We start from the raw sequence: 23520 nt of genomic DNA, 5'->3' as shown, positions 1-23520 counted from the left end.
TATCCGCGCTGGGCTCCCGCCTTCGCGGGAGCACTCGCTTTTCGATCGAGAGTCTGCCTGAACAGTTTCATATGAAACCAGATCATGCTAGAAACGCCAGCATGGAAAACCCGCCCAGCCACGTCCACGCCACCCCGCCGCCGGGCGCCGCGCCCGACTGGACGTGTCCGCAGGACTGGGACGCCTTCACCGCCGACGAGCATGCGATGTGGGACCGCCTCTTCGCACGCCAGTCGGCGATGCTGCCCGGCCGCGCGTCCGACGCTTTTTTGCGCGGCATCGACGTGCTTCGGCTCGAAAAGCCGGGCATTCCCGACTATCGCGACCTCAACGCGCGGCTGATGGAGGCGACCGGATGGCGCGTCGTTGCGGTGCCGGGGCTGGTGCCCGACGATGTCTTCTTCGACCATCTCGCCAATCGCCGCTTTCCGGCGGGCAATTTCATCCGCACCCCGCAGCAGCTCGACTATCTGCAGGAACCCGACGTCTTCCACGACGTCTTCGGTCACGTCCCGATGCTCGCCGATCCGGTGTTCGCCGACTATATGGCCGCCTATGGCCGGGGCGGGGTGCGCAGCCTGAAATATGATGCGTTGAAGCAGCTTGCGCGCCTCTATTGGTACACTGTCGAGTTCGGGCTGATCCGCGAAGGCGGCGCGCTGCGCATCTATGGCGCGGGCATCGTCTCCTCCTACGCCGAAAGCCTGTTCGCGCTCGATTCGGACAGCCCGAACCGTATCGGCTTCGACCTGTCGCGGGTGATGCGCACCGATTACCGGATCGACGGTTTCCAGCAGAATTATTTCGTCGTCGACAGTCTGGACCAGTTGCTCGACGTCACGGTGAACACCGATTTCGCGCCGCTCTACGCTGCCAACGCCGCGCTGCCGCCGATCCCGATCGCTGACATCCTGCCCGGCGATACGGTCATCACGCGCGGCACACAGGATTATGCGCTGGCGAAAAGCGGCTGAGCAATATCCCCTTCCCTAAAGGGGAGCGGGTAGAGATTCACCAGCTCCCGAACGTCGCGTCCGACGGGCTGGCGCGGTGCAGCGCGCGTTGCTTGCGCCGCCAGCCGTGGCGTTGGCGTTTGATCAGCAGCAGGCACGGCCATTCGGCGCTGCCGCCGCGCGCGGCGAGGCGGAAGCCGTGCGCGCGATAGGCGGCGAGCACCGGCTCCATCTGGCGCGCGATCAGCCCGGCCAGGATCGCGTGGCCGCCCGGCGCGGTAACGCTGGCGATGTCGGGGGCCAGCGTGATCAGTGGACCGGCGAGGATATTGGCGACGACCAGATCATAGGGCGCGCGGCGGCGGATCGCCGGATGGTCGGTCCCCGGCGCGAGCGCGAGCGCGAGGCGGCCCGCGCCGCGTCCCAGCGGCACATGGTTGATCGCGGCATTCTTGCGCGTCACCGCGATGCTCGCGGGGTCGATGTCCGACGCGATCGCGCGGGCGCGCGGCCACAGCGCCAGCGCGGCGAAGGCCAGTAGCCCGGTGCCGGTGCCGATGTCGGCGATGGCGCGCGGACGGACGCCCCGGCGCGCTAGGCGGTCGAGCATCGCGAGGCAGCCCGCCGTCGTGTCGTGCCCACCGGTGCCGAATGCCTGGCCCGCGTCGATCAGGAAGGGCACGCTCCCCACCGGCGCCCGGTCGGCATAGCTGCTGGTATGGACGAAGAAGCGGCCCGCCTGCACCGGCTCCAGCCCCTGCTGCGACAGCGTAACCCAGTCCGCCTCGGGCAGTTCCTCGATCGACGGTTCGACCCCCTTCGCGCTCGGCGCGAGCGCGCGTATCAGCGCCAGCAGCGCGGGGCCGGGCCTGTCGTCGAGATAGGCGTCGAGCTGCCATCGGCCGCTCGCTTCGTCGATCTCGCGCGTCACCACCACCGGGGCATCGGCCAGCGCCTCGAGTTCAGGCTGCTCGGCCGACAGCGCCTCGGCCTCGGCACGCGTGCAGGGCAGGGAGACGAGCCAGCTCATTTCGCGGCCGCTTCCTTCGCAAGCCGCGCGTCGAGCCGTTTCGCGGCATCCTCGGCATAGCGGCGGCAGCCTTCCGGGTCGGTGAGCGGCGCGTCGCCCGCGAAACGCGCGAACAGGCCGCTCGCGCCCGGATGCGGGGTGATCAATATGTCGCACGGCAATGTCGGCACTTTGGCGAAGGTCGCACGCTGCATCGCGACATAATCGGGATGGTCGGCGAAACGGTAGGCGTCCGCCGACACCGCGCTGAGGCTGTCGATATAGGCGATGGTGCGGCAGTCGCTGCCGTCGCACGATCGCCATGTCCAACTCGTGCTTCCCGGCGTGTGCCCCGGGGTCGCGTGCGGCGTCAGGTGCAGGTCCGCGATCGGCAATGCCTCTCTGTCGCGCAGGTCGCCCGTCACCGTCACGCCACGAGACGGCGGGATCGCTCCGTGCTGTGGATCGCGCGCCTCGGGCTCGCCGCTGGTCAGCGTGGCGACCGCTTCGGGGCGCGCATGAACCGTTGCGCCGGTCGCATCCTGCAAGACCTTGAGTCCGCCGACATGGTCGAGATGCTCGTGGCTGGCGAGCAGCGTATGGATTTGCTTCGGGTCGAATCCCAGCGCGCGGATATTGGCGAGAATCGCGGGCGCGGCCTCCTCGGTCGCCGCGTCGATCAGCACAAGACCGTCGGGCGCCTCGATCAGCACCGCCGAAATGCCGCAGGTGCCGACATAATAGCTGTTACCGAAGATTTTCGCGGGCGGCGCGGGGTCGCTCCAACCGTCGCGGCCTTCGCATGCGGCGGCGAGTGCCTCGCCGGTGGGTGCAGCCGGGGCCGGTGGCGGCGTCCCGGTCTGGGGGGTGCAACCTGCCAGAAGCAGCACCGCCATGGAAATTCGGCCATGGCCCCGCGGAGCCGGCGTCCCGGTGTCTCGCCGCGTCCAGCGCGCGATGCGGCGGCTACCGAACATGGCTGGCTCCATTGGCGTCGAGCACGGCGCCGGTCATCGACGGCGGTGCGTCGAGCGCGCACCAGCGCGCCATTTCGGCGATTTCCTCGGGCTCGGCGATGCGGCCAAGCGGGATTTCGGCGCGTAGCGCCGCCGCGTTGCGGCCGGACAGCCAGGCGTCCGCCATGCCGGTGCGGGTGAAGCCGGGGCAGATGGCGAAGGCGAGGATGCTCTGCGCCGCGTAGCCGCGGGCGATCGTCTTGGTCAGCGCGACCATCCCCGCCTTCGACGCCGCATAATCCCAATGGTCGGGGCTGTCGCCGCGGTGCGCGGCGCGGCTCGCGACGTTGACAATCCGGCCGCCGCGCCCGCTCTCCCGCCAGTGGAGCACCGCGAGGCGGCAGAGCGCCGCGGCGGCGGTCAGGTTGATCTGCAGGGTGCGATTCCAGGCCGCGATCCAGGCGTCGTCCGCCGCGTCGATCGGGTTGGCCGCGAACACGCCGGCATTGTTGACGAGCACGTCGATGCGGCCGCCCATCCGGTCGAGGCTTTCGGCCCACAGGCGTTCGGGAACCGCGGGGTCGGACAGGTCGCCGTCGGCGCTCGACAGCGCGGCGACCCGCGTTGCGTCGCCGGTCAGCGCGCCAGCGATCGCGGCGCCGATGCCGCGGCTCGCGCCGGTGATCAGGATATGCGTCGTCATCGCCCTCCTTTAGGGGAGGGCGGTGGGGCTTGCCAAGCGCCGGACCGGGATCAGGCGACCCGGCGGCTGAACTCGGTCGCGGCCTGCTCGAGTGACTGGAGCCGCTCGCCCATCTTCGAGAATTCCTCGCTCAGCGTGCTGATCTCGCCCGCGACCATACCCGAATCGTTGCGGATGCTGGCGATGGTCGACGACATCGAATCGGCGGCGAGCGCGGTCTCGTCGACCGCCGCGGTGATCGAGGTGACCGTTTGTGCCTGGGCGTCCATTGCGTTGCGGATGTTTTGCGCCGATTGTTGCACCTCGATGATCGTCTGCTGGATCGACTGGTTGGCGGCGACGGCGCCGCGCGTCGCCTGCTGGATCGCAGTAATCTTGCCCGCGATGTCGTCGGTCGCGCGCGCGGTTTCGTTGGCGAGGCTCTTCACCTCCTGCGCGACGACCGCGAAGCCGCGGCCCGATTCGCCGGCGCGTGCCGCCTCGATCGTCGCGTTGAGCGCGAGAAGGTTGGTCTGGCCGGCGATCTCGCGGATCAGGCCCAGGATCGATTCGATCGATTCGGCGTGATGCGACAGCGCTTCGGACATGGCGACGGCCTCGCCCGCCTGCTCGGAGGCGCGGACGGCGACGTCGGCGGAGGCCTCGACCTCGCTGCGCGCATCCTCGATCGCGCGGATCAGCCCGGCGGCGGTCGACGCGGCCTCGCGCATCGCGATCGCCGACTGCTCGGACGCGGCGGCGACCTCGCTGGTCTTGGCGATCATGCCCTTCGCGGCCTGGTCGGCGGAAGCGGCCTGCTTGACCAGCTCGCGGCGGACGCCGTCGGTGTCCTGCACCAGCGATGCGATCGATCGGTCGAAGTCGCCCGCCAGCGCGTGCCGCTCGCTCGACCGCGCGGCGTGGTCCAGCTTTTCGGCATAGGCGTGCATGATGTCGAATTCGAGGATGGCGAGCCGGTTGATCGCGCTCGTCAGCCGCACCGTGCGCGCGGCATCGTCGGTGCAGGCCGCGACGACATGCGCGATCGCCGCGCGCTGGCTTTCGGCGATGCACGACAGGACCGAGGCGAGGGGAACCCCGACGCGTAGCGCCATATGCGTGTTCTGGCAGGCGATCGTCGCCGACTCCTGGCCGGCGGCGTCGGTATATTTGACCCGCATATGCCTGGCGCTGCCCCGCACATAGGCGTCGAGCAACTCGCCCTCGATCGGGCGGTCGATCGACGGCAGCGCGTTGAACGCCTCCCAATAGGCGCGCCCCATCGCCTCCTCGTGCCCAGCGACGATCGCGTGGACTTCGGCAGCGTCGGCGGCGAGCCGGCCGTCGAGATCGTAGAAGGGAAAGCGCTCGGCCATCGCCACGGGGTCGATCTGCTGCTTATGAATCGGATTTTCCTTCACCATGATCCTGTTCCCTCGAACGATCTTCGCGCGCGCGGATTCGCCGTTCGCGCGCGCCCCGCGATACATGGCTGAGGGATATGCGGGGAAAGTGGTAAATTCGCCGTTAACCAGCCGCGGGCATGCGTGCGTCATCCCTCGTCGCGCGCCGCGCGTTTGCTGTATAGGCGGTTGCGAAGGCCGGATGGCGGAGAGGGGCGCGCCGGCCCGGACGCAGACGGAGAACGACCATGATCATCGGCACCCCGCGGGAAATCAAGAATCACGAATATCGCGTCGGCCTGACGCCCGAGAGCGCGCGCGAACTGGTCGCGCACGGCCACCGCGTGCTGGTCGAGACCGCGGCAGGCGAGGGGATCGGCGCGCACGACCGCTTCTATGAAGAGGCGGGAGCGGAGATCGTCGGAACCCCCGCCGACATCTTCGCGGCCGCCGACATGGTCGTGAAGGTGAAGGAGCCGCAGCCGGCCGAGCGCGCGATGCTGCGCCCCGGGCAGATCCTCTATACCTATCTTCACCTCGCCCCCGATCCCGACCTGACGCGCGACCTGATGGCGTCGGGCGCGGTGTGCATCGCCTATGAGACGGTGACGAGCCCGCACGGCGGCCTGCCGCTGCTCAAGCCGATGAGCCAGGTCGCGGGGCGCATGGCGATCCAGGCCGGCGCCACTGCGCTCGAAAAGGCGCACGGCGGGCGCGGCGTGCTGCTGGGCGGCGTGCCCGGCGTCGCGCCCGGCAAGGTCTGCATCATCGGCGGCGGCGTCGTCGGCTTCAACGCGGCCCAGATGGCGGCGGGGCTCGGCGCCGACGTGACCATCCTCGACCGCGATCCCGATGTGCTCGAACGCGTCGGCACCTTCTTCGAGGCGCGGGCGAAGACGCGCTTCTCGAACCGCGCCAACCTCGCCGAATGCGTCGCGGAGGCCGACCTCGTCATCGGCGCGGTGCTGATCCCCGGTGCCGAGGCGCCCAAGCTGGTCAGCCGCGAGATGCTCGGCACGATGCGCCCCGGCTCGGTGCTCGTCGACGTCGCGATCGATCAGGGCGGCTGCTTCGAGACCAGTCGCGCGACGACGCACGCCGACCCGACCTATATCGTCGACGGCATCGTCCATTATGCGGTCGCCAACATGCCCGGCGCGGTCGCGCGCACCAGCACCTATGCGCTCAACAACGTCACCCTGCCGCACGCGCTGCACATTGCCGGGCTCGGCTGGAAGGAGGCGTTGCGGCGCGACGCGCATCTTGCGCAGGGCCTGAACGTCTGGAATGGCAAGGTGACGTTCGAAGCCGTAGCGGAAGCGACCGGAACCGACTATGTGCCTGTCGAACAGGCACTAAGTTAATCAGGAAAGTTGAGATGACGAACCAAGGCCAATCGACTCCTCCCCCGGCCGAAGACGAGGAAAACGAAGTGCTGCGCGCGACGCGCGAACTCCAGCAGCAGAAGGAAGCCGCGGAAGCGGCCGAAGCCGCCGCGAAGGACGCCACCGTCCGCAGCGAGCGCAAGGGCATCGCGTGGAAAGCCGCGGCGGGCCTCGGCATCGGCTCGGCCGCGGTGCTCGCGGCGTTGCTCTACGCCAATCGCGACAAGATCAAATAGGACATCGGGAAGCCCTGGCGCTCCTCGGCATTGCGAGGAGCGTGGCGGCGAAGCCATCGCCGGCTATCGACCTTGCACGGACCGATTAGCTGGCGATCGCTTCGTTCCGCTCGCGATGACGCCAGCGATCAATCTGGGCGCATCGCGCCCTATGGACTGTGGGGATTTGGCGTTCTGCGCGGTTTCTCCCTTTCGTCACCCTGAACTTGTTTGGCGTTTACACCCTTGAGACAGGGACGCTGGCGTTCCCCGGCGAAAGCCGGGGGCCATGCGAGGCAGCGCTGTGCCATCTGGACCCCGGCTTTCGCCGGGGAACGCTCACCTGTCGGAAGGGGATCATTGCGAACCTGTTTCAGAGCCTGCCCCGGACCCGATCCGGGGGTCCATGGTCTGCGCTCGAATGAAAGGCGGCACAGAAGGGAAGGTCCGGCCATGGATGCTGAAACGAGTTCAGCATGACGAACCGATGAGGCAGCGTGCCGAAATCCGAATCCCTACAGGCCATAAGCAATTGCATATCGCGGCAGGAAGGCTTAACCGGCCCCCACCGACCGGATAGAGTCTGACAAGACGGGGCTGCAATATGGCTGGCAAGCAACCAGGCGCGCGACCGCGCGCACCGCACCTTCAGGTGTATAAATGGGGGCCGCACATGGCCACCTCGATCCTCCACCGCGTCAGCGGCGACGGGCTGGCCATCGTCGGCGCCTGCATGTTCCTCTGGTGGCTCGGCGCGCTCGCGGCGGGACCCGATGCCTATGCGGCCTTCATCGCCTGCGTCTGGCACGATCCCGATGGCGGCACCGTGCACCAGATCACCAACATCCTCGGCAAGGTCGTGCTGATCGGCCTGACCTGGGCCTTTTTCCAGCACCTCTTCTCGGGCCTGCGTCACCTGCTGCTCGACACGGGTGCGGGCTACGAGCTTCGGACGAACCGGCTCTGGTCGACGATCGTGATCGTCGCCGCGCCGCTCGCGACCGCCGCGACCTGGCTCTATCTCTGCAAGGAGGCGCTCAATGGGTAACGGAACGCCTCTCGGCCGCGTGCGCGGGCTCGGCGCCGCGCATCACGGCACCGGTCACTGGCTGCAGCAGCGCCTGACCGCGCTCGGTAACGTCCTGCTCGTCGGCTTTCTCTTCGTCTCGCTGCTGCGCCTGCCGCTCGGCGAGCATGGCGCGGTGCTGCGCTGGGCCGCCAATCCGACCGTCGCGCTGGCGCTCGCGCTGATGGTGGTCAGCGTCTTCTGGCACCTGCGGCTCGGCCTTCAGGTGATGATCGAGGATTATGTGCACGGAGAGGCGACGCGGCTGCTCGCGCTCGTCGTCCTGAATTTCTACGCGATCGGCGGCGCCGCATACGGCCTGTTCGCCATCGCCCGTATCGTTTTTGCCGGCGGAGCCGCCATGGGGGGTGCTGGGGCATGACCGACGCCTACAAGATCATCGACCACAGTTACGACACCGTCGTCGTCGGCGCCGGCGGCTCGGGCCTGCGCGCCACCATGGGCAGCGCGGAGGCCGGCCTCAGGACCGCCTGCATCACCAAGGTGTTCCCGACGCGCAGCCACACCGTCGCGGCGCAGGGCGGCATCGCCGCCAGCCTCGGCAACAACACGCCCGACCACTGGCAGTGGCACATGTACGACACCGTCAAGGGGTCGGACTGGCTCGGCGACCAGGACGCGATCGAATATATGGTGCGCGAGGCGCCGGCCGCGGTCTACGAACTCGAACATGCGGGCGTGCCGTTCAGCCGCAACGCCGACGGCACCATCTATCAGCGCCCGTTCGGCGGCCACATGCAGAATATGGGCGCCGGCCCGCCGGTGCAGCGCACCTGCGCCGCGGCCGACCGCACCGGCCACGCGATGCTCCACGCGCTCTATCAGCAGTCGCTGAAATATGACGCGGACTTCTTCGTCGAATATTTTGCGCTCGACCTGATCATGGAGGACGGCGCGTGCCGCGGCGTGATCGCGCTGTGCCTGGAGGACGGCAGCATCCATCGCTTCCGGTCGCAGGCGGTCGTGCTCGCGACCGGCGGCTATGGCCGCTGTTATTTCACCGCCACTTCGGCGCACACCTGCACCGGCGATGGCGGCGGCATGGTGCTGCGTGCCGGGATCGCGCTCCAGGACATGGAGTTCGTGCAGTTCCACCCGACCGGCATCTACGGCGCGGGCGTGCTCATCACCGAGGGCGCGCGCGGCGAGGGCGGCTATCTGACCAACAGCGAGGGCGAGCGCTTCATGGAGCGCTATGCTCCCTCGGCGAAGGATCTTGCGTCGCGCGACGTCGTATCGCGGTCGATGGCGCTCGAAATCCGCGAGGGCCGCGGCGTCGGTCCGCACAACGACCATATCTATCTGCACCTCGATCACATCGATCCGAAGGTGCTGCACGAACGCCTGCCGGGCATCACCGAAAGCGGCAAGATCTTCGCGGGCGTCGACCTGACCCGCCAGCCGCTCCCCGTGGTGCCGACCGTCCATTACAATATGGGCGGCATCCCGACCAACTACCATGGCGAGGTGGTGACGCTGCGCGACGGCGATCCCGACGCGGTCGTCCCCGGCCTGTTCGCGGTCGGCGAAGCGGCGTGCGTGTCGGTCCACGGCGCCAACCGCCTCGGCTCGAACAGCCTGATCGACCTCGTCGTCTTCGGCCGCGCGACCGGCCATCGCCTCAGGGAACTGCTGAAGCCCGGTGCGGCGCAGGCGCCGTTGCCGCAGGACAGCGCCGATCTGGCGCTCGGCCGGCTCGACCATTTCCGCAATGCCAGCGGCGGCTCGCCGACGGCGCAGGTCCGGGTCGAGATGCAGCGCGCCATGTCGCAGCACGCGGCGGTGTTCCGCACCGACGAACTGATGGCCGAAGGCAAGGAGAAGCTGGCGCAGACCTATGCGCGGATGCAGGATATCCATGTCAGCGACCGCAGCCTGATCTGGAACACCGACCTCGTCGAAACGCTCGAGCTCGACAATCTGATCGCGCAGGCGACGGTGACGATGCATTCGGCGTTCAACCGCAAGGAAAGCCGCGGCGCCCACGCGCACGAGGATTTCCCGAACCGCGACGACGCGAACTGGATGAAGCACACGATCAGCTGGTTCGACGGCTGGGGCGGCAAGGGCGGCCAGGTCAGGCTCGATTACCGCCCGGTCCACGAATATACGCTGTCCGACGACGTCGCCTACATCGAACCGAAGGCGCGGGTGTATTGAGGAGACGCGGGGAGGGCAGTTGGCGGATTGCAAGCAATCGCGCCACTCCCTGCGCTCAACCCTTCAGTTGCCTCGTTGCATCGCGCCGTTCGTGCAGTACGCGGATCACATCGACCTGCTCGTCGTCGATCAGGTAGAATATGAAGTGATGCCCGCTCCGCGCCCGTCTCAGGCCCGGAAGCACGTCCGTTTCCTCCGGGTGGCGTAGCCCGTCCATCGCGAGGCGTTCGATGGCGCGGCGGATATCGCCGATATAGTGGCGGGCCTGCTCGATACCCCATTGCTCGATGGTGTAGTCGGCGGCGTTGTCGATGTCGGCCTCCGCCGCGGGGCGGACGGTGATGCTACGCATCGCTTTCAGGGCCGAACTTTCGTTCCATGAAGCTGTCCCAGTCGAACGGGCGGGGCGGGCCGCTGTCGATGCCCTTCTGGATTTCGCGCCGCAGGGCCTCGACGCGGTCGTCATACGCGATGTAGCGCCGCATCGCTTCGCGCACGACTTCGCTGGTTGTCGCAAACTGGCCCGATTCGACCTTGCGGCGGGCAAATTCGATGAAGGGTTCGCCAAGTGCGACCGATGTGTTCTTCGCTGCCATGACGGGCACGTTACCAAATTTTGGTAACCCCGTCCAGAATGGCGCTCTCTGGCCCTATCCGCCCAACAGGCCCCGGATCGGGTCGAGATCGGAGAAGGGGCGGTCGACCTGCTGGCCCATCAGCCACAGCTTGTGGCAGGCGATGGCGAAGAACATCAGCGCGATGGTCCAGACGATGATCGTCTTGATCACCCGCCACCGTTTCTCTTCATAGGCGAGGCGGGCGCGTTCCTTGTGGTCGATGCCCAGTTCGCCCTCGAACTCGGCGACGAGCTGCGCGCGGCGGGTGCGCGAAATGTTCGCGATGCTCGCGGCATATGAGTCCCTCGTCGGACGGCGAGTTGCCATGCTTTTCTGCCCTGCGCACAATGGTCACGCTCCGGCAGGATAGGCGAAAGGCGCTGACAAAGGGTTAACGGACGGGGATGCCCGGCGACGGCCCGGCGGCTCAGGGCGCCGCAATGGCGATCAGCTTGATCCGCGCATTCGCGCCGCGCACCAGGGTCAGGTCGCGGCGCGGCCGGTCCAGCGCAGCGGCGAGCAGGCGCAGCACCGCGTCGTTCGCAGCGCCGTCGGCGGGCGGGGCGGTGACGCGAAGCTGCACGATGCCGTCCGCCAGCTTCACCTCGTCGCGGCTGGCGCCGGGGGTGACGCGCACCTCCAGCCGCCCGGCGGGCGCGGCGAGCGCGTGCAGGGCGGCGGTCAGTGCGGGGTCGGGGCGGTATTTCAGATCGTCACGACCAGCTTGCCGACCGCGCTGCGGTCGCCGAGCTTGGCGATCGCCTTGCCGCCGTCGGCCAGCGCGAAGGTCTCGGTGACGCGGGGCTTGATCTTGCCCTGCTCCCAAAGCTGGAACAGCCGCGCGATATTGGCACGATTGCGTTCGGGCTCGCGCGCGACGAACGCGCCCCAGAAGACGCCGGCGACGTCGCAGCTCTTGAGCAGCGTCAGATTCAGCGGCAGGCGCGGAATGCCGGCGGGGAAGCCGACGACGAGGTAGCGGCCCTCCCATGCGATCGAGCGCAGCGCGGGTTCGGCATAATCGCCCCCGACCGCGTCGTAGATGACGTTGGCGCCGTTCGGGCCGACGGCTTCCTTGAACTTGTTGGCCAGCGCCTTCGAGGCATCCTTGTCGAACGGCTGATAGCCATAGACGACCACCTCGTCGGCGCCCGCCTGCCGCGCGATGTCGGCCTTCGCCTCGCTCGATACGCCGGCGACGACCCGCGCGCCGAAGGCCTTGCCCAGTTCGACCGCCGCGATGCCGACCCCGCCCGAGGCGCCGAGAACGAGCAGCGTGTCGCCCTCCTTGATGTGGCCGCGATCGACCAGCGCGTGGATGCTGGTGCCATAGGTCATCAGCAGCGATGCGCCTTCGGTGAAGTCATGGCCTTCGGGCAGGTGGTAGACGTTGTGGACCCCGACCGCGACCGCTTCGGACATGCCGCCGTTGCCGCAGCCGGCCAGAACGCGGTCGCCGACCTTGAACCCGGTCACGCCCTCGCCGACTTCGGCGACGATCCCCGCCACCTCGCCGCCGGGCGCGAAGGGGCGTTCGGGGCGGAATTGATATTTGTCCTCGATGATCAGCACGTCGGGGAAATTGACCGCGCACGCCTTCACGTCGATGACGATCTGGCCCTTGCCGGCGGTGGGGCGCGGCAGGTCGCCGAGCACGAGCGTTTCGGGACCGCCGGTGGCGGTCGACAAGAGAGCCTTCATCCTCATCATCTCCTCTGCTTTATCTTTATCGGGCGTCGATCGTCGCGGGGCGCAGCCACGGACGATCCTCGGCCAGCCTCTGCTCATAGGCATCGATCGCGGCGCCGCTCTGTTCGGTCAACGAGATTTCGTCGAGACCCTGCAGCAGGCACATCTTGCGAAACGGGTCGATGTCGAAGGAAAAGCGGTCCTGAAAGGGCGTCGTCACCGTCTGCGTGTCGAGGTCGACGTGCACCGGGTCGGTCGCCGCGACCTCCATCAGCCGGTCGATCGCCGCCTGCGGCAGCACGACGGGAAGGATGCCGTTCTTGACCGCATTGCCCGAGAAGATGTCCGAATAGGACGGCGCGATGACGACGCGGATGCCCAGGTCGCCGAGCGCCCAGGCGGCATGCTCGCGGCTCGACCCGCATCCGAAATTGTCGCCGGCGATCAGGATCGGCGCACCCCTGTATTCGGGACGGTCGAACAGATTGTCGGGGTCGGCGCGCAGCGTCTCGAACGCGCCGCGTCCCATGCCCTCGCGGCTGGTGGTCTTCAGCCAGTGCGCCGGGATGATGACGTCGGTATCGACATTCTTGAGCCCCAGCGGAATCGCACGGCCCTCGACCTTGTCCAGCGGGGTCATCGCATCAGCTCCCGGACATCGGTGAGCTTGCCCGTCACCGCCGCCGCCGCCGCCATCGCCGGGCTGACCAGATGCGTGCGCGCGCCCGGGCCCTGACGGCCGACGAAATTGCGGTTGCTGGTCGATGCGCAGCGCTCGCCGGCGGGCACCTTGTCGGGATTCATCGCGAGGCAGGCCGAACAGCCCGGCTCGCGCCATTCGAGCCCCGCGTCGAGGAAGATGCGGTCGAGCCCCTCGGCCTCGGCCTGCGCTTTCACCAGCCCCGATCCGGGGACGACGATCGCCCATTTGACATTGTCGGCCTTCGTGCGGCCCTTGATGACCGCGGCGGCGGCGCGCATGTCCTCGATGCGGCTGTTGGTGCAACTGCCGATGAAGATATTCTCGATGGGCACGTCCTGCATGCGGGTACCGGGTTCGAGTCCCATGTAGGCGAGGCTCTTGGCGGCGGCGGCCTGCTTCGACGGATCGGCGAAGCTCGCCGGGTCGGGAACGATGCCGGTGATCGGCACGACGTCCTCGGGGCTGGTGCCCCAGGTGACGCTCGGCGCGATGTCCGCTGCGTCGATCACGACGACCTTGTCGTAGGCTGCGCCCGGATCGGTCGCGAGGCTCTTCCAATATTCGATCGCCGCATCCCAGCCGGCGCCCTTCGGTGCATAGGGGCGGCCCTTCAGATAGGCGAAGGTCGTCTCGTCGGGCGCGATCAGCCCGGCGCGCGCGCCGCCCTCGATCGCCATGTTGCTGATCGTCAGCCGGCCCTCGATCGACAGCGCGCGGATTGCGCTGCCGGTATATTCGATGACGTGGCCGGTGCCGCCCGCGGCGCCGATCGTGCCGGTGATGTGGAGGATGATATCCTTGGCGCTGACGCCGGGGCCGACCTTGCCCTCGACGCGCACTTCCATCGTCTTCGACGGCTGGAGCAGCAGCGTCTGGGTCGCGAGCACATGCTCGACCTCGCTCGTCCCGATGCCGAAGGCGAGCGCGCCGATGCCGCCGTGGCACGCGGTGTGGCTGTCGCCGCAGACGATCGTCGTGCCGGGCAGCGAGAAGCCCTGCTCGGGCCCGACGACATGGACGATGCCCTGCTCGGGCGCGACCGCGTCGATATAGCGGATGCCGAACTCGGGCGCGTTCTTCTCCAGCGCCGCGAGCTGCGCCGCGCTTTCGGGGTCGGCGATCGGCAGACGATGGCCGGCCGCGTCCCTGCGGGCGGTCGTCGGCAGATTATGGTCGGGAACCGCGAGCGTCAGGTCGGGCCGCCGCACCTTGCGCCCCGCGGCCCGAAGACCGGCGAAGGCTTGCGGGCTGGTGACTTCATGGACGAGGTGGCGGTCGATGAAGATCAGGCAGGTACCGTCGGGGCGCCGTTCGACGACATGCGCATCCCAGATTTTCTCATAAAGCGTGCGGGGCCGAGTCATGCGGTTCCCTTAAGCCGCTTGCCTAACTTTGCAAGCGACGGGCGATCATGGGCGCAACTTTCGGTCGCGGATGCGACCTGGAGTGCGTTCGGTTTTATGGTCTGTGGGGATTTGGCGTTCTGCGCGGTTTCTCCCATTCGTCACCCTGAACTTGTTTGGCGTTTACACCCTTGAGACAGGGATGCTGGCGTTCCCCGGCGAAAGCCGGGGTCCATGCGACGCAGCGCTGTGCCATCTGGACCCCGGCTTTCGCCGGGGAACGCTCACCTGTCGGAAGGGGATCATTGCGAACTTGTTTCAGAGCCTGCCCCGGACCCGATCCGGGGGTCCATGATCTGCGCTCGCCTGAAAGGCGGCACAAAAGGGAAGGTCCGGCCATGGATGCTGAAACGAGTTCAGCATGACGAACGGATGATGCAGCGCGCCGAATGCTAGACTCTGATGATTTTGGATTGCCCACTTCGTCATGGCGACCCCGATCCGGATCCGGAGGCCAAGGTCCGCGCTCGAATGAAAGACGGCACAAAAGGGAAGGTCCGGCCATGGATGCTGAAACAAGTTCAGCATGACGAACGGATGAGGCAGCGTGCCGGAATCCGAATCCCCACAGGCCATAGTGGCGGTCGCCTGATCGGACTATTTCGGCAACTCGCTCAGGTCGAGCCAGCGCGTCCCCTCCCGCTTGTGGTAGCTGTCGATCGCGGCGAAGGGGATGCGGAACGGGAATCCCCAATCGCTGTTCCACAGGGCGACGACGCCGGTTCGCGTTGCCGGTTCGAAGATCATCGTCGCGCGATAGCCCGCGACCGCTCCCGAATGGCCTTCGAGCCTGTGGCCGTCGTAGGTGAAGCTCCGCCAGCCGAGGCCATAGGCCGCATCGGCGGTGGCCTGGCGCAGCGCGCCACCATAGAGTCGCCCCGTGCCGACGCGCGGGCGATGGGCCATCTGCAACACCGCCTCCGGCAGCACATCCGGACGGCTTCCCATCATCGCCTGCATCCATGCGGCGAAGTCGACGATATCGCTTTCGACGCCCGCCGCGGCGGGAACGCGCCAATAGGCCTCCTTGACCGGCAGGACATGCGCGCCGCGGTGCGGCCGGGCCCAGTCCCTGGCGTCCGTCAGCCGCTTCATTCCGTAACCCGCGCTGACCATGCCGAGCGGAAGGAAGAGACGATGCTCGACCGTATCGGGGAAAGCCTTGTTCGCGGCCTTGGCCAATATCTCGTTCGCGCCGTCGAAGGCGACGTTCTGATAGCTGTGGCAGGTGCCCGGTTCGCATTGCAGCGGGGCGCCGGCCAGGCTCGCGCGGAGCAGCGCGGGGTCCTGTCCTTCCTCCAGCTTCTCGTCATAGGCGTTCTTGGTGAGGCCGGTGCGCTGGGACAGCAGGTCGGCGAGCGTTATCCGCGCTTCGGCGGCGTCCGGCAGCCGCAGCGACGTGCGCCAGTCGGCGACCGGGCGATCGAGGTCGACTGTGCCGTCGCGGGCCAGCGCCGCCGCCAGGGCGCCGGTCGCGGTCTTGGAGACCGAGGCCCAGCGGAACAGCGTATGCGGCGTGACCGGCGCGCCCGTCGATTTGTCGGCGACGCCATAGGCGCGGACGAAGCGCAATTCGCCGTCTTCGACCACCGCCACCGCCAGCCCGGCCATTTCGGGCCGCTGCGAGAGTGCGGAAAGCTGCTCGTCGAACGTGCGATAGTCGATCCGGCCGCGCCATTCCGCCGGCGTGTCGGGCAGCTTTTCCGGACCCCGCATCGGGATCGCAACACTGGCAAGGCTGTGGTCGCCGCCGGAAACGCGAAAGCCGAGCCAGCCGGCAAAGCCGAACGCGGCGATCGCGATCAGGGCGAGGAAAAGGCGCGACGCGGCCTTGTGGTTAGATGGCGACCTCATATGCGGCGGTGGTCTTAGCCGCGACTTCCTCCGCCGTCACCCCCGGCGCGAGTTCAACCAGCCGGAACGGGCTGTCATGGTCGTCGCGCCTGAAGACGGCAAGGTCGGTGACGATCATGTCGACGACATTCTTGCCGGTCAGCGGCAGCGTGCACGCCGGGATGAACTTGGCGCTGCCGTCCTTGGCATTATGCTCCATGACGACGATGATCTTCTTGACCCCGGCGACCAGATCCATCGCGCCGCCCATGCCCTTGATCATCTTGCCGGGCACCATCCAGTTGGCGAGGTCGCCGGTCTCCGACACTTCCATGCCGCCCAGCACCGCAAGGTCGATATGGCCGCCGCGGATCATCGCGAAGCTCTGCTCCGACCCGAAATAGACGGTCTGCGGCAGTTCGCTGATCGTCTGCTTGCCCGCGTTGATCAGGTCGGGATCCTCGTCGCCCTCGAACGGGAAGGGGCCGATGCCGAGCATGCCGTTTTCCGACTGCAGCGTCACCTCGACGCCTTCGGGAACATGGTTGGCGACCAGCGTCGGGATGCCGATGCCGAGGTTGACGTAGAAGCCGTCGCGCAATTCCCGCGCGGCGCGCGCCGCCATGTCGTCGCGGGTCCAGCCCTTGGTTGCTTCGGCCATTATTTCGGCTCCCATTGCTTGTCGGAGGGGAAGATGTCGGCAAAGCCGCCGCGGATCGACGGGCCGTAGACGGGGTTGGACAGCAGGAACCAGCCCTGGCCCCACAAGGCGGCGATCGGGCCGCTGGTCGCCAGCGTCTTGCGGTCGGCGACCGAAAGGCCCGGCGCATTGAACGCCTGCGCGAAATCGCCGAGCTGGTCGCCGCCCATCGCGATCACGCACCAGCGCGCCGCGATCTGCGCCCGGCGTCCGTCCTTGCTCGCGCCATCGGGGGTGTCGCCCATCAGGAACAGCGTCTCGCCGTGCCTGAATTCGCCGAGACCCGCGGCGCGCAGCGCCTCTTCGGTGCCCTGCGCGTTGGCCGCGGTGCGATTGGTGTTGACGATGATCGTCACGCCCGCGGCGCGCATCGCCGCCAGCGCATCGACGACGCCGGGCATCGCGATCGCCTTGCCGGCGCCGGTCTTTTCCCACTGATCCCAGATGGCGGGGTCGAAATCCTTGTGCTGCTCGGCCATGTAGCGCATCGCGCCGATGTTCCAGATCAGCGTTTCGTCGGCGTCGAACACCGCGGCGGGCGGCTTGTCGCCGCAGGCGTCGAAGCGCGGGGCGGCGGGCGTCGATCCTTCGGCGAGCACGAGCTGGCGGCGGGGAACCGCCGAAAGCACGGCGTTCCTGACATAGGCGGCGAGCGCGCGATAGACCTGCGCCGACGCGACCGCGCCTTCCGCCGAGCCGTACAGCCATTGCTGGCCCGTCGGCGGCGAGGCGGGAGTCGGCTTTTCACCGATCTGCGAGACGACGACTTCGTCGCTCAGCGCCTTCGGAGCGGTGGTTGCGGTGGTCGATGCACATCCCGCGAGCAGCAGGCCCGCCGCGAGGGACAGGGCGCGCATTACGCTGCCCCGGCGGTTTCGGGACGCGGGCGGACGGTGCGGAACTCGATCTTCTTGTCGTAGGGCGCGCCGCAGATCAGCCGCTTCACATAGATGCCGGGCAGATGGATGGCGTCGGGATCGAGGCTGCCGACCGGCACGATCTCCTCGACCTCGGCGACGCAGACCTTCGCGGCGGTCGCCATCGGCTGGTTGAAGTTGCGCGCGGTCTTGCGGAAGATCAGGTTGCCGCTCTCGTCGGCCTTCCACCCCTTGATGATCGCGAGGTCGGCGAAGATGCCGCGTTCGAGGATATAATCCTGGCCGTCGAAGCTCTTGACCTCCTTGCCCTCGGCGACCTGCGTGCCGACGCCGGTCCTGGTATAGAAGCCCGGAATGCCCGCGCCGCCGGCGCGGCAGCGTTCGGCGAGCGTGCCCTGCGGACAGAATTCGACCTCCAGTTCGCCCGCCAGATATTGCCGTTCGAACTCCTTGTTCTCGCCGACATAGGAGGAGATCATCTTTCCGATCTGCCGCGTGCGGAGCAGCTTGCCGAGCCCTTCGCCGTCGATGCCGGCGTTGTTGCTCGCGATGGTGAGGTTCCTGACCCCCGAATCGCGGATCGCGTCGATCAGCCGTTCGGGGATGCCGCACAGCCCGAAACCGCCCGCGCAGATCTGCATGCCGTCGAACAGAAGCCCGTCGAGCGCAGCCGCGGCGTCGGGGTATCGCTTGTTCACCATGTGATGGGGCTCCTTTGCAAGTCGGCGCGACTCTGGCGTATCTCAATCATCAATTCTAATCATAGTGTTTTTCGGTTATTCATAAACAATGTCGATTAATCGCATTGCCATCTACCATCTCGAAACGCTGCTGTGGATCGACCGGCTCGGCACCTTCTCGGCCGCGGCGGAGCGCCTCAACACCACCCAGCCGGCGGTGTCGGCGCGCATGCGCGAGCTCGAGCAGAGGCTGGGGTCGTCGCTATTCCGCCGCGACGGGCGCGGCATGTCGCTGACCCCGGCGGGGCGCAAGCTGGTGCGCGACTGCGAGCCGCTGCTGCGCGACATGGAGCAGGCGCTGCTCGGCAGCGGCGGCTTTGCCGAGGCGAGCGGGGTGGTGCGGATCGGCGCGGGGGAAATCGCGGCGGCGAGTTGCCTGCCGGCCTTCGTCGCGGCGATGAAGGCGGACATGCCGCACGTCGGGCTGGAGATAGAGATCGACCTGACCGCCAACCTGATCCAGCAATTGCTGACCGGGCGCACCGACATGGCCTTTGCCGCCGGGCCGGTCGCGCACCCCGCGCTCAGGACCAGCCCGATCGGCCCGGTCGCGCTGGTCTGGCTGGCCAGTCCGCGCGTGGCATCGGCCTTCGGCGACGGCGGCGGCGCGTCGGTGCCGATCTGGTCGCTTGCCAGCCATTCGCCGATCCACGGCCGGATGCGCGAGGCGATCGCGGCGGCGCGCGTGGCGCAGAAATCGCTCAACCTGTGCAATAACGCGCGGATGATGATCGACATTGCCAAGGCGCACGGCGGCGTCGGCATCTTCCCCGAACCGATGGTCCGCGCGGAAATGGCGCGCGGCGCGCTGGTCGAACTCGCGGGGATGCCGGCGCTGGCGCCGATCGAATTCCATGTCGCGATGCGCGTCGTCGATACCGAACCGGTGCTGCTGCGTCTCTTCGACGAGGCGAGCCGGCTTCGCGTCGCACAGATTGACACCGGTCAATGAACCCGGGCGGGCCGCCGTGCATTGATCGGCCATCAGGGCAGTCGAAGGAGATCCGCGATGCGTTCGATTCTGGTTCACGCCGATCATGATGCCGCGTTCGAAGGGCGCTTGCAGGTCGCACTCGACCTTGCGCGCCGGTTCGAAGGGCATGTCACGCTGATGATTGCGACGCCGTTGCAGCAGTTCGTCAGCTTCGATCCCTTCGGCGGCACCTATTTCGCGGCCGAGGCGCTGGCCCGGGCGCAGGCCGACGATCTGGCGCTCGAAGACCGGCTTGCCGACCGGCTCGGCAAGGAGGACGTGCCGTGGGACATCGAGATGGCCGACGGCGACATCGTCGGCGCGCTCGCCGGGGCCGCCACGCTGGCCGACCTCGCGATCGTCAGCCTGCCCGGCGAGGCGCGCGACGGACGCGGCGCGCCGTCGATGCTGGCGGGCGATCTGGCGCTGAGCACGCCCGCCCCCGTCCTCGCGCTGCCGCAGGGCACGAAGGCGATCGACCATGATGCGCCCGTGCTGGTGGCGTGGAACGGCAGCCCCCAGGCCGCCGCGGCGTTGCGGGCCGCGCTGCCGCTGCTGCGCGACGGCCGGCCGGTGATGCTCGTCGCCGTCGGCCAGGATGACGGCGCCTTCCCGGGCACCGACGCGCTGCGCTATCTGTCGCGCCACGACATCCACGCCGAACTGACGCTGGTCGACCGCGGCACGGCGACGGTCGAGGAACGGCTGGAGGAACAGGCCGTCGCGCTCGGCGCCGGGCTGATCGTCATGGGCGCCTTCGGCAAGAGCCGGCTGCGCGAAACGCTGTTCGGCGGCACGACCCAATATCTGGTCACCAAGGGGCGCTTCCCGCTGCTGCTCGCGCATTAGGGGACCCGCTCTCGAATGAACGGTCCTGTGCTCCCGCGAAGGCGGGAGCCCGGAGCGACAGGAAACCGCGCTGGCGTCCTGACGCACTGGGTCCCCGCCTCCGCGGGGACACAACGGCTTTCATTGGGGGCTGGCGGCCGCCGCTACGCCAGTTCCATCTCCAATGCGGCCGACAGGTCGGCGAGCGCCTGTTCGCCGCTCGTCACCTTGATCGCGTGCATGCCGAGCCCGGCGGCGGGCTTGCAGTTGATCCCGAGGTCGTCGAGGTAGACGCACGCGGCCGGCGCGACGTCCAGCGCCTCGCACATCATCTGATAGATGCGGGGGTCGGGTTTGCGCACCCCGACCTTGCTCGATTCGATCACATGGTCGAAACGCGCCATGATCGCGGCCACCTCGCGCGCCATTTCCTCGCTGCGCGCCATGCCCGCGCCCCGGCCGCTGGGCACATTGTTGGTGATGCAGCCGATGGTGATGCCGCTTGCCTTCAGCGTGTCGAGCGCCGCGACCATCGCGGGGCGCACCGCGCCCGCGAGCACGGCCAACACCGCTTCGCCCTCCAGCGCGTGGCCGAAGCGGCTCGCCTCCTCTGCAAAAAGGCGGTCGAAGGTCGCGGCGTCGATCTCGGCGCGCTCGAACTTTGCCCAGGCGTTGCCGTCGGGATCGGCTGCGTTGACGCGGCGCACGAAATCGCGCGGCAGCCCGCGTTCGTCCTCCAGCCGGTTGAACGCTTCGAAGGGAGAGGCGGTGATGACGCCGCCGAAGTCGAAGATGACATGCGTGTATCGGGACATGGCGCCGCCATGCCGCGCGGCGGCGGCCGAAGGCAAGCGAATTTGGCCGCCTTTCCGGCGCGTGCGCAACCTGCCGCTACGGCAACGGCAGCGCCTGGCATAATCCCGTTCAGGCAAGCGGGGCGTGTTCCCCGGCGAAAGCCGGGGTCCACGCGGGGCAGCGCCAAGCCTTCTGGACCCCGGCTTTCGCCGGGGAACACGCCCTTGCTGGAACGCGATAATTGCCGCGCCGCTTCAGGGGGTGACGAGAATCCCCGCCTTCGGATCGGCCTTGCCCGACAGCATCTCGCGATAGGCGTCGAGCGCCGCCTCGCCGCCGGTGCGGCGATCGATGCGGGCGAGGCGCGGCGCGATGGCCATGAACCCCAGCCACGCCCCGGCCATCCGATCGGCAAAGGCGCCGCCGCCCCAGTCGGCGACGCGCTTCTGCACGCGGCCGGGCGCGAAGAAGCCCTGCCGTTCGGGGCCGGGCAGCGCGGATTGCCCCGCTTCGGCGTCCCAATGCGACTTGCCGACGATGATCGAAGCCTTCAGCCGGTCGCCGAAATGACTGTGGACCGCGCGCGTCACCGCGCCATTGCCCGCCATGTCGACCAGCGCCGACGGCGTCGCGGGGTTCAGCGTCAATATGTCGTCATAGGCGATCACGCGGTCGTAGATGCCCTGTGCGGCCAGATCGGCGACATTCGCCTTGCTGGTGAGCCCGACCGTTTCGGGGCGCGGCCCCCGCCGCTGCGCCAGCGAGAAGCCGAGGCCGAGCGCGGTCTTGCTCGACGCGCTGGCGATCAATATCTGCGCGGCGCTATAATCGCCTTCATCCTCGAACTGGTCGGCGATCAGCCATCCGGTCAGGAACAGCGGCCGGAACACCGGCCAATAATCATGGTGCTCGGCGCGGTGATCGCCCAGCGCCTCGATCCGCTGATAATTATTGTAGACCGGGGGCAGGGTGGTGCGGCGCGGCGTCACGTCGGTGAACCCCCCGGGGCCGACGGCGCCGGCGGCCAGCACGGCATGGCTCGCCATCGGGTAATAGCCATAGAAGCGGTCGCCGGCCGCGATGCCGTCGGCAGTGCTCTCGACCACGGTCGCGAACCCCCACACCGGCAAGCGGCCGGGCCGGTCGCGTTCGGCGAAGAAATCCCAATAGCCCTGGTCGTTGCCGAACAGCCCCGATGGATGGCCGAACACCGCATAGGTGATGTTGTTCGCGGTCATCGCATAGCTGTCGATGCGGACGCGGACCTGCCCCGGGGACAGCGGCGCCGCGGGATCGGGGACCAGCTTCGCCCGCGTGATGTCGCTGCGATCGATGTCGATCGCCCAGCCGTCGCTCATCGCTTCGTCTCCTCTGCTTGCCTGCCGCGCGGATTTGGCGGATACTCTTGCAGATGCCGACAGGACAGACAATCGCGGTCAAGCGAATCTATGCGCCGCCCGACGACGGCGACGGCGCGCGCTTCCTGGTCGATCGGCTCTGGCCGCGCGGCGTGTCGAAGGAAAAGGCGGATCTGACCGCGTGGCTCAAGGCGCTGGCGCCGAGCGACGCGCTGCGCGACCAGTTCCATCACGCCGCCGCGCAATCGGATGCCGCGTGGCCTGCGTTCCGCGATGCCTATTTCGCCGCGCTCGATGCCGGCGGGGACGAGGTAGCGGCCGCGCTTGCGGAGATCGACGCGGCGGCGAAAAAGGGCCCCGTCACCCTGCTCTTCGCGGCGAAGGACGAAGCGCACAACAACGCGGTCGCGCTGCGCGAATGGCTGGAACGGCGATAGGGCCTTAGGCCACAGACCTAGATCAGCCCGCGCCGAACAGCGATCCGATCGCGATGGTCAGCGCCATTGCGCAGGCGCCCCAGAAGGTCACGCGCGTCACCGCCCGCTGCATCGGCGCTCGCCCGATCCGCGCCCCGAGCGCGCCGAGCAGCGCAAGGGATGCCAGCGACGCGCCCGACACGGTCCACGGCAGCGACGACCCCGAATCGAGCAGTACGACGAGCAGCGGCAGCGCGGCGCCGATCGCGAAGCTGGCGGCCGATGCGGCGGCCGCCTCGATCGGCCGCGCCTGTGCCGCTTCGGTCAGTCCCAGTTCGTCGCGCAGATGGCTGTCGAGCGCGTTGTGCGCGGTCAACTGCTCCGCGACCGCTTCGGCCAGCGCGCGGTCGAGACCGCGGTGCTGATAGATTTGCGTCAGTTCCTCCAGTTCATGGTCGGGATTGGCCGCGAGTTCGCGCGTCTCGATCGCGATATCGGCCCGTTCCGCGTCGCGCTGCGAACTGACCGAGACATATTCGCCCGCCGCCATCGACATCGCGCCCGCCACCAGCCCGGCGACGCCGGTGGTCAGGATCGTCGCCGGCGTCGTGCCCGCCGCCGCGACCCCGGCGATCAGGCTGGCGGTCGATACGATGCCGTCGTTCGCGCCCAGAATCGCGGCGCGCAGCCAGCCGATGCGGCCGACGGCATGCGTCTCGTGGTGCATGGATGGCGTC

The 23520-nt window shown here is 68.1% G+C and carries 26 protein-coding genes and 1 pseudogene; 9 read left to right on the top strand and 18 right to left on the bottom strand.

Annotation, left to right across the window (positions count from 1 at the left end; all coding sequences use genetic code 11):
* The first annotated feature begins 101 nt into the window (after window positions 1-101).
* On the top strand, window positions 102-974 hold the full coding sequence (phhA, locus tag SGRAN_RS16965; protein ID WP_067185623.1) for a phenylalanine 4-monooxygenase: 873 nt from the start codon (window positions 102-104) through the stop codon (window positions 972-974).
* Between the two features lie 37 nt (window positions 975-1011).
* Here the strand turns inward: phhA and SGRAN_RS16960 are convergent, their stop codons facing one another.
* From SGRAN_RS16960 to SGRAN_RS16945, 4 genes are read right to left on the bottom strand one after another with little or no spacing between them, the layout of a single operon-like run.
* Complete coding sequence (locus SGRAN_RS16960; protein ID WP_067185621.1) at window positions 1012-1983, bottom strand: 50S ribosomal protein L11 methyltransferase; 972 nt, start codon at window positions 1981-1983, stop codon at window positions 1012-1014.
* Window positions 1980-2939 (bottom strand): subclass B3 metallo-beta-lactamase, encoded by a 960-nt coding sequence (gene bla / locus SGRAN_RS16955; RefSeq protein WP_237233549.1) that lies wholly within the window; start codon window positions 2937-2939, stop codon window positions 1980-1982. Before bla ends, SGRAN_RS16960 begins: the two co-directional genes overlap by 4 nt.
* Complete coding sequence (locus SGRAN_RS16950; RefSeq protein ID WP_067185618.1) at window positions 2929-3621, bottom strand: SDR family NAD(P)-dependent oxidoreductase; 693 nt, start codon at window positions 3619-3621, stop codon at window positions 2929-2931. Before SGRAN_RS16950 ends, bla begins: the two co-directional genes overlap by 11 nt.
* Before the next feature lie 50 nt (window positions 3622-3671).
* Window positions 3672-5024, bottom strand: a complete 1353-nt coding sequence (locus tag SGRAN_RS16945) for a methyl-accepting chemotaxis protein (RefSeq protein WP_067187143.1) — start codon at window positions 5022-5024, stop codon at window positions 3672-3674.
* Window positions 5025-5251: 227 nt separating this feature from the next.
* On the opposite strand from SGRAN_RS16945, the gene ald reads away from it, so the two are divergent.
* The 5 genes from ald (at window position 5252) to sdhA (ending at window position 9850) form a co-directional block, all read left to right on the top strand.
* On the top strand, window positions 5252-6367 hold the full coding sequence (gene ald, locus SGRAN_RS16940) for an alanine dehydrogenase (RefSeq protein ID WP_067185616.1): 1116 nt from the start codon (window positions 5252-5254) through the stop codon (window positions 6365-6367).
* 14 nt (window positions 6368-6381) lie between these two features.
* Window positions 6382-6624, top strand: a complete 243-nt coding sequence (locus SGRAN_RS16935) for a hypothetical protein (RefSeq protein WP_067185615.1) — start codon at window positions 6382-6384, stop codon at window positions 6622-6624.
* A gap of 583 nt (window positions 6625-7207) precedes the next feature.
* Entirely contained in the window at window positions 7208-7651 is a 444-nt protein-coding gene (sdhC, locus tag SGRAN_RS16930; protein ID WP_067113349.1) for a succinate dehydrogenase, cytochrome b556 subunit, read from the top strand.
* Window positions 7644-8051, top strand: coding sequence for a succinate dehydrogenase, hydrophobic membrane anchor protein (sdhD, locus tag SGRAN_RS16925; RefSeq protein ID WP_067185614.1), 408 nt, complete (start codon window positions 7644-7646; stop codon window positions 8049-8051). Before sdhC ends, sdhD begins: the two co-directional genes overlap by 8 nt.
* The gene (gene sdhA, locus SGRAN_RS16920; protein WP_067185613.1) at window positions 8048-9850 is read left to right on the top strand and encodes a succinate dehydrogenase flavoprotein subunit; all 1803 of its coding nucleotides are present in this window, start codon (window positions 8048-8050) and stop codon (window positions 9848-9850) included. Before sdhD ends, sdhA begins: the two co-directional genes overlap by 4 nt.
* A gap of 55 nt (window positions 9851-9905) precedes the next feature.
* Here the strand turns inward: sdhA and SGRAN_RS16915 are convergent, their stop codons facing one another.
* The 11 genes and pseudogenes from SGRAN_RS16915 to SGRAN_RS16865 all read right to left on the bottom strand — a co-directional run bounded on the left by SGRAN_RS16915 (window position 9906) and on the right by SGRAN_RS16865 (window position 18374).
* Window positions 9906-10202 carry a type II toxin-antitoxin system RelE/ParE family toxin gene (locus SGRAN_RS16915; RefSeq protein ID WP_067185612.1) on the bottom strand — a complete coding sequence of 99 codons (297 nt, stop codon included), beginning with the start codon at window positions 10200-10202 and terminating at the stop codon, window positions 9906-9908.
* Window positions 10195-10446, bottom strand: coding sequence for a type II toxin-antitoxin system ParD family antitoxin (locus SGRAN_RS16910; protein ID WP_067113337.1), 252 nt, complete (start codon window positions 10444-10446; stop codon window positions 10195-10197). Before SGRAN_RS16910 ends, SGRAN_RS16915 begins: the two co-directional genes overlap by 8 nt.
* Before the next feature lie 54 nt (window positions 10447-10500).
* On the bottom strand, window positions 10501-10794 hold the full coding sequence (locus SGRAN_RS16905; RefSeq protein WP_067185610.1) for a hypothetical protein: 294 nt from the start codon (window positions 10792-10794) through the stop codon (window positions 10501-10503).
* 100 nt (window positions 10795-10894) lie between these two features.
* The gene (locus tag SGRAN_RS16900) at window positions 10895-11104 is read right to left on the bottom strand and encodes a DUF167 domain-containing protein (RefSeq protein WP_082737322.1); all 210 of its coding nucleotides are present in this window, start codon (window positions 11102-11104) and stop codon (window positions 10895-10897) included.
* A gap of 68 nt (window positions 11105-11172) precedes the next feature.
* Window positions 11173-12168, bottom strand: a complete 996-nt coding sequence (locus tag SGRAN_RS16895) for an NADPH:quinone oxidoreductase family protein (RefSeq protein WP_067185608.1) — start codon at window positions 12166-12168, stop codon at window positions 11173-11175.
* 25 nt (window positions 12169-12193) lie between these two features.
* The gene (gene leuD / locus SGRAN_RS16890; protein ID WP_067185606.1) at window positions 12194-12796 is read right to left on the bottom strand and encodes a 3-isopropylmalate dehydratase small subunit; all 603 of its coding nucleotides are present in this window, start codon (window positions 12794-12796) and stop codon (window positions 12194-12196) included.
* Window positions 12793-14223 carry a 3-isopropylmalate dehydratase large subunit gene (leuC, locus tag SGRAN_RS16885; RefSeq protein WP_067185605.1) on the bottom strand — a complete coding sequence of 477 codons (1431 nt, stop codon included), beginning with the start codon at window positions 14221-14223 and terminating at the stop codon, window positions 12793-12795. Before leuC ends, leuD begins: the two co-directional genes overlap by 4 nt.
* Before the next feature lie 792 nt (window positions 14224-15015).
* Window positions 15016-15873: pseudogene (locus SGRAN_RS16880) on the bottom strand (serine hydrolase domain-containing protein); the annotation flags it as partial.
* A 226-nt stretch (window positions 15874-16099) separates the two neighbouring features.
* Window positions 16100-16756: a 3-oxoacid CoA-transferase subunit B gene (locus tag SGRAN_RS16875; protein WP_067113663.1), complete on the bottom strand. Its 657-nt coding sequence runs from the start codon at window positions 16754-16756 to the stop codon at window positions 16100-16102.
* A complete protein-coding gene (locus tag SGRAN_RS16870; RefSeq protein WP_067113660.1) occupies window positions 16756-17652 on the bottom strand; it encodes an HAD family acid phosphatase in 897 nt (298 codons plus the stop codon). The genes SGRAN_RS16875 and SGRAN_RS16870 overlap by 1 nt, the downstream gene beginning before the upstream one ends.
* Complete coding sequence (locus tag SGRAN_RS16865) at window positions 17652-18374, bottom strand: CoA transferase subunit A (protein WP_067185601.1); 723 nt, start codon at window positions 18372-18374, stop codon at window positions 17652-17654. Before SGRAN_RS16865 ends, SGRAN_RS16870 begins: the two co-directional genes overlap by 1 nt.
* Window positions 18375-18462: 88 nt before the next feature.
* Between SGRAN_RS16865 and SGRAN_RS16860 the strand changes: the two genes are divergently transcribed.
* Together SGRAN_RS16860 and SGRAN_RS16855 are read left to right on the top strand one after the other, a co-directional pair.
* Entirely contained in the window at window positions 18463-19365 is a 903-nt protein-coding gene (locus SGRAN_RS16860) for a LysR family transcriptional regulator (RefSeq protein WP_067185599.1), read from the top strand.
* A 57-nt stretch (window positions 19366-19422) separates the two neighbouring features.
* A complete protein-coding gene (locus SGRAN_RS16855; RefSeq protein ID WP_067113651.1) occupies window positions 19423-20235 on the top strand; it encodes a universal stress protein in 813 nt (270 codons plus the stop codon).
* A gap of 143 nt (window positions 20236-20378) precedes the next feature.
* Here SGRAN_RS16855 and SGRAN_RS16850 read toward each other — a convergent pair whose 3' ends face one another.
* Window positions 20379-21029: an HAD-IA family hydrolase gene (locus SGRAN_RS16850; protein ID WP_067187141.1), complete on the bottom strand. Its 651-nt coding sequence runs from the start codon at window positions 21027-21029 to the stop codon at window positions 20379-20381.
* 234 nt (window positions 21030-21263) lie between these two features.
* A complete protein-coding gene (locus SGRAN_RS16845; protein ID WP_067185597.1) occupies window positions 21264-22367 on the bottom strand; it encodes a DUF2855 family protein in 1104 nt (367 codons plus the stop codon).
* Window positions 22368-22420: 53 nt separating this feature from the next.
* Between SGRAN_RS16845 and SGRAN_RS16840 the strand changes: the two genes are divergently transcribed.
* A complete protein-coding gene (locus SGRAN_RS16840) occupies window positions 22421-22804 on the top strand; it encodes a DUF488 domain-containing protein (protein WP_067185595.1) in 384 nt (127 codons plus the stop codon).
* A 22-nt stretch (window positions 22805-22826) separates the two neighbouring features.
* On the opposite strand, the gene SGRAN_RS16835 is transcribed toward SGRAN_RS16840, so the two are convergent.
* Window positions 22827-23510 carry a VIT1/CCC1 transporter family protein gene (locus tag SGRAN_RS16835; protein ID WP_067185594.1) on the bottom strand — a complete coding sequence of 228 codons (684 nt, stop codon included), beginning with the start codon at window positions 23508-23510 and terminating at the stop codon, window positions 22827-22829.
* Window positions 23511-23520: the final 10 nt, after the last annotated feature.

The organism is Sphingopyxis granuli (genome assembly GCF_001559015.1).
GTDB classification, from domain to species: Bacteria; Pseudomonadota; Alphaproteobacteria; order Sphingomonadales; family Sphingomonadaceae; genus Sphingopyxis; species Sphingopyxis granuli.
Note: the sequence above shows the minus strand (reverse complement) of the source record. Positions and strands in the feature narration are given on the sequence as shown.

What these genes read in the sequence shown, in the direction of transcription:
- sdhC (WP_067113349.1), top strand. Translation starts at nt 7,208, where the DNA reads ATGGCTGGCAAGCAACCAGGCGCGCGACCGCGCGCACCGCACCTTCAG.
- SGRAN_RS16845 (WP_067185597.1), bottom strand. Translation starts at nt 22,367, where the DNA reads ATGAGCGACGGCTGGGCGATCGACATCGATCGCAGCGACATCACGCGG.
- ald (WP_067185616.1), top strand. Translation starts at nt 5,252, where the DNA reads ATGATCATCGGCACCCCGCGGGAAATCAAGAATCACGAATATCGCGTC.
- leuD (WP_067185606.1), bottom strand. Translation starts at nt 12,796, where the DNA reads ATGACCCCGCTGGACAAGGTCGAGGGCCGTGCGATTCCGCTGGGGCTC.
- bla (WP_237233549.1), bottom strand. Translation starts at nt 2,939, where the DNA reads ATGTTCGGTAGCCGCCGCATCGCGCGCTGGACGCGGCGAGACACCGGG.
- SGRAN_RS16960 (WP_067185621.1), bottom strand. Translation starts at nt 1,983, where the DNA reads ATGAGCTGGCTCGTCTCCCTGCCCTGCACGCGTGCCGAGGCCGAGGCG.
- SGRAN_RS16950 (WP_067185618.1), bottom strand. Translation starts at nt 3,621, where the DNA reads ATGACGACGCATATCCTGATCACCGGCGCGAGCCGCGGCATCGGCGCC.
- SGRAN_RS16945 (WP_067187143.1), bottom strand. Translation starts at nt 5,024, where the DNA reads ATGGTGAAGGAAAATCCGATTCATAAGCAGCAGATCGACCCCGTGGCG.
- SGRAN_RS16910 (WP_067113337.1), bottom strand. Translation starts at nt 10,446, where the DNA reads ATGGCAGCGAAGAACACATCGGTCGCACTTGGCGAACCCTTCATCGAA.
- SGRAN_RS16895 (WP_067185608.1), bottom strand. Translation starts at nt 12,168, where the DNA reads ATGAAGGCTCTCTTGTCGACCGCCACCGGCGGTCCCGAAACGCTCGTG.
- SGRAN_RS16875 (WP_067113663.1), bottom strand. Translation starts at nt 16,756, where the DNA reads ATGGCCGAAGCAACCAAGGGCTGGACCCGCGACGACATGGCGGCGCGC.
- SGRAN_RS16935 (WP_067185615.1), top strand. Translation starts at nt 6,382, where the DNA reads ATGACGAACCAAGGCCAATCGACTCCTCCCCCGGCCGAAGACGAGGAA.
- phhA (WP_067185623.1), top strand. Translation starts at nt 102, where the DNA reads ATGGAAAACCCGCCCAGCCACGTCCACGCCACCCCGCCGCCGGGCGCC.
- sdhA (WP_067185613.1), top strand. Translation starts at nt 8,048, where the DNA reads ATGACCGACGCCTACAAGATCATCGACCACAGTTACGACACCGTCGTC.
- SGRAN_RS16870 (WP_067113660.1), bottom strand. Translation starts at nt 17,652, where the DNA reads ATGCGCGCCCTGTCCCTCGCGGCGGGCCTGCTGCTCGCGGGATGTGCA.
- SGRAN_RS16855 (WP_067113651.1), top strand. Translation starts at nt 19,423, where the DNA reads ATGCGTTCGATTCTGGTTCACGCCGATCATGATGCCGCGTTCGAAGGG.
- SGRAN_RS16835 (WP_067185594.1), bottom strand. Translation starts at nt 23,510, where the DNA reads ATGCACCACGAGACGCATGCCGTCGGCCGCATCGGCTGGCTGCGCGCC.
- SGRAN_RS16860 (WP_067185599.1), top strand. Translation starts at nt 18,463, where the DNA reads ATGTCGATTAATCGCATTGCCATCTACCATCTCGAAACGCTGCTGTGG.
- SGRAN_RS16850 (WP_067187141.1), bottom strand. Translation starts at nt 21,029, where the DNA reads ATGTCCCGATACACGCATGTCATCTTCGACTTCGGCGGCGTCATCACC.
- leuC (WP_067185605.1), bottom strand. Translation starts at nt 14,223, where the DNA reads ATGACTCGGCCCCGCACGCTTTATGAGAAAATCTGGGATGCGCATGTC.
- SGRAN_RS16840 (WP_067185595.1), top strand. Translation starts at nt 22,421, where the DNA reads ATGCCGACAGGACAGACAATCGCGGTCAAGCGAATCTATGCGCCGCCC.
- SGRAN_RS16865 (WP_067185601.1), bottom strand. Translation starts at nt 18,374, where the DNA reads ATGGTGAACAAGCGATACCCCGACGCCGCGGCTGCGCTCGACGGGCTT.
- sdhD (WP_067185614.1), top strand. Translation starts at nt 7,644, where the DNA reads ATGGGTAACGGAACGCCTCTCGGCCGCGTGCGCGGGCTCGGCGCCGCG.
- SGRAN_RS16915 (WP_067185612.1), bottom strand. Translation starts at nt 10,202, where the DNA reads ATGCGTAGCATCACCGTCCGCCCCGCGGCGGAGGCCGACATCGACAAC.
- SGRAN_RS16905 (WP_067185610.1), bottom strand. Translation starts at nt 10,794, where the DNA reads ATGGCAACTCGCCGTCCGACGAGGGACTCATATGCCGCGAGCATCGCG.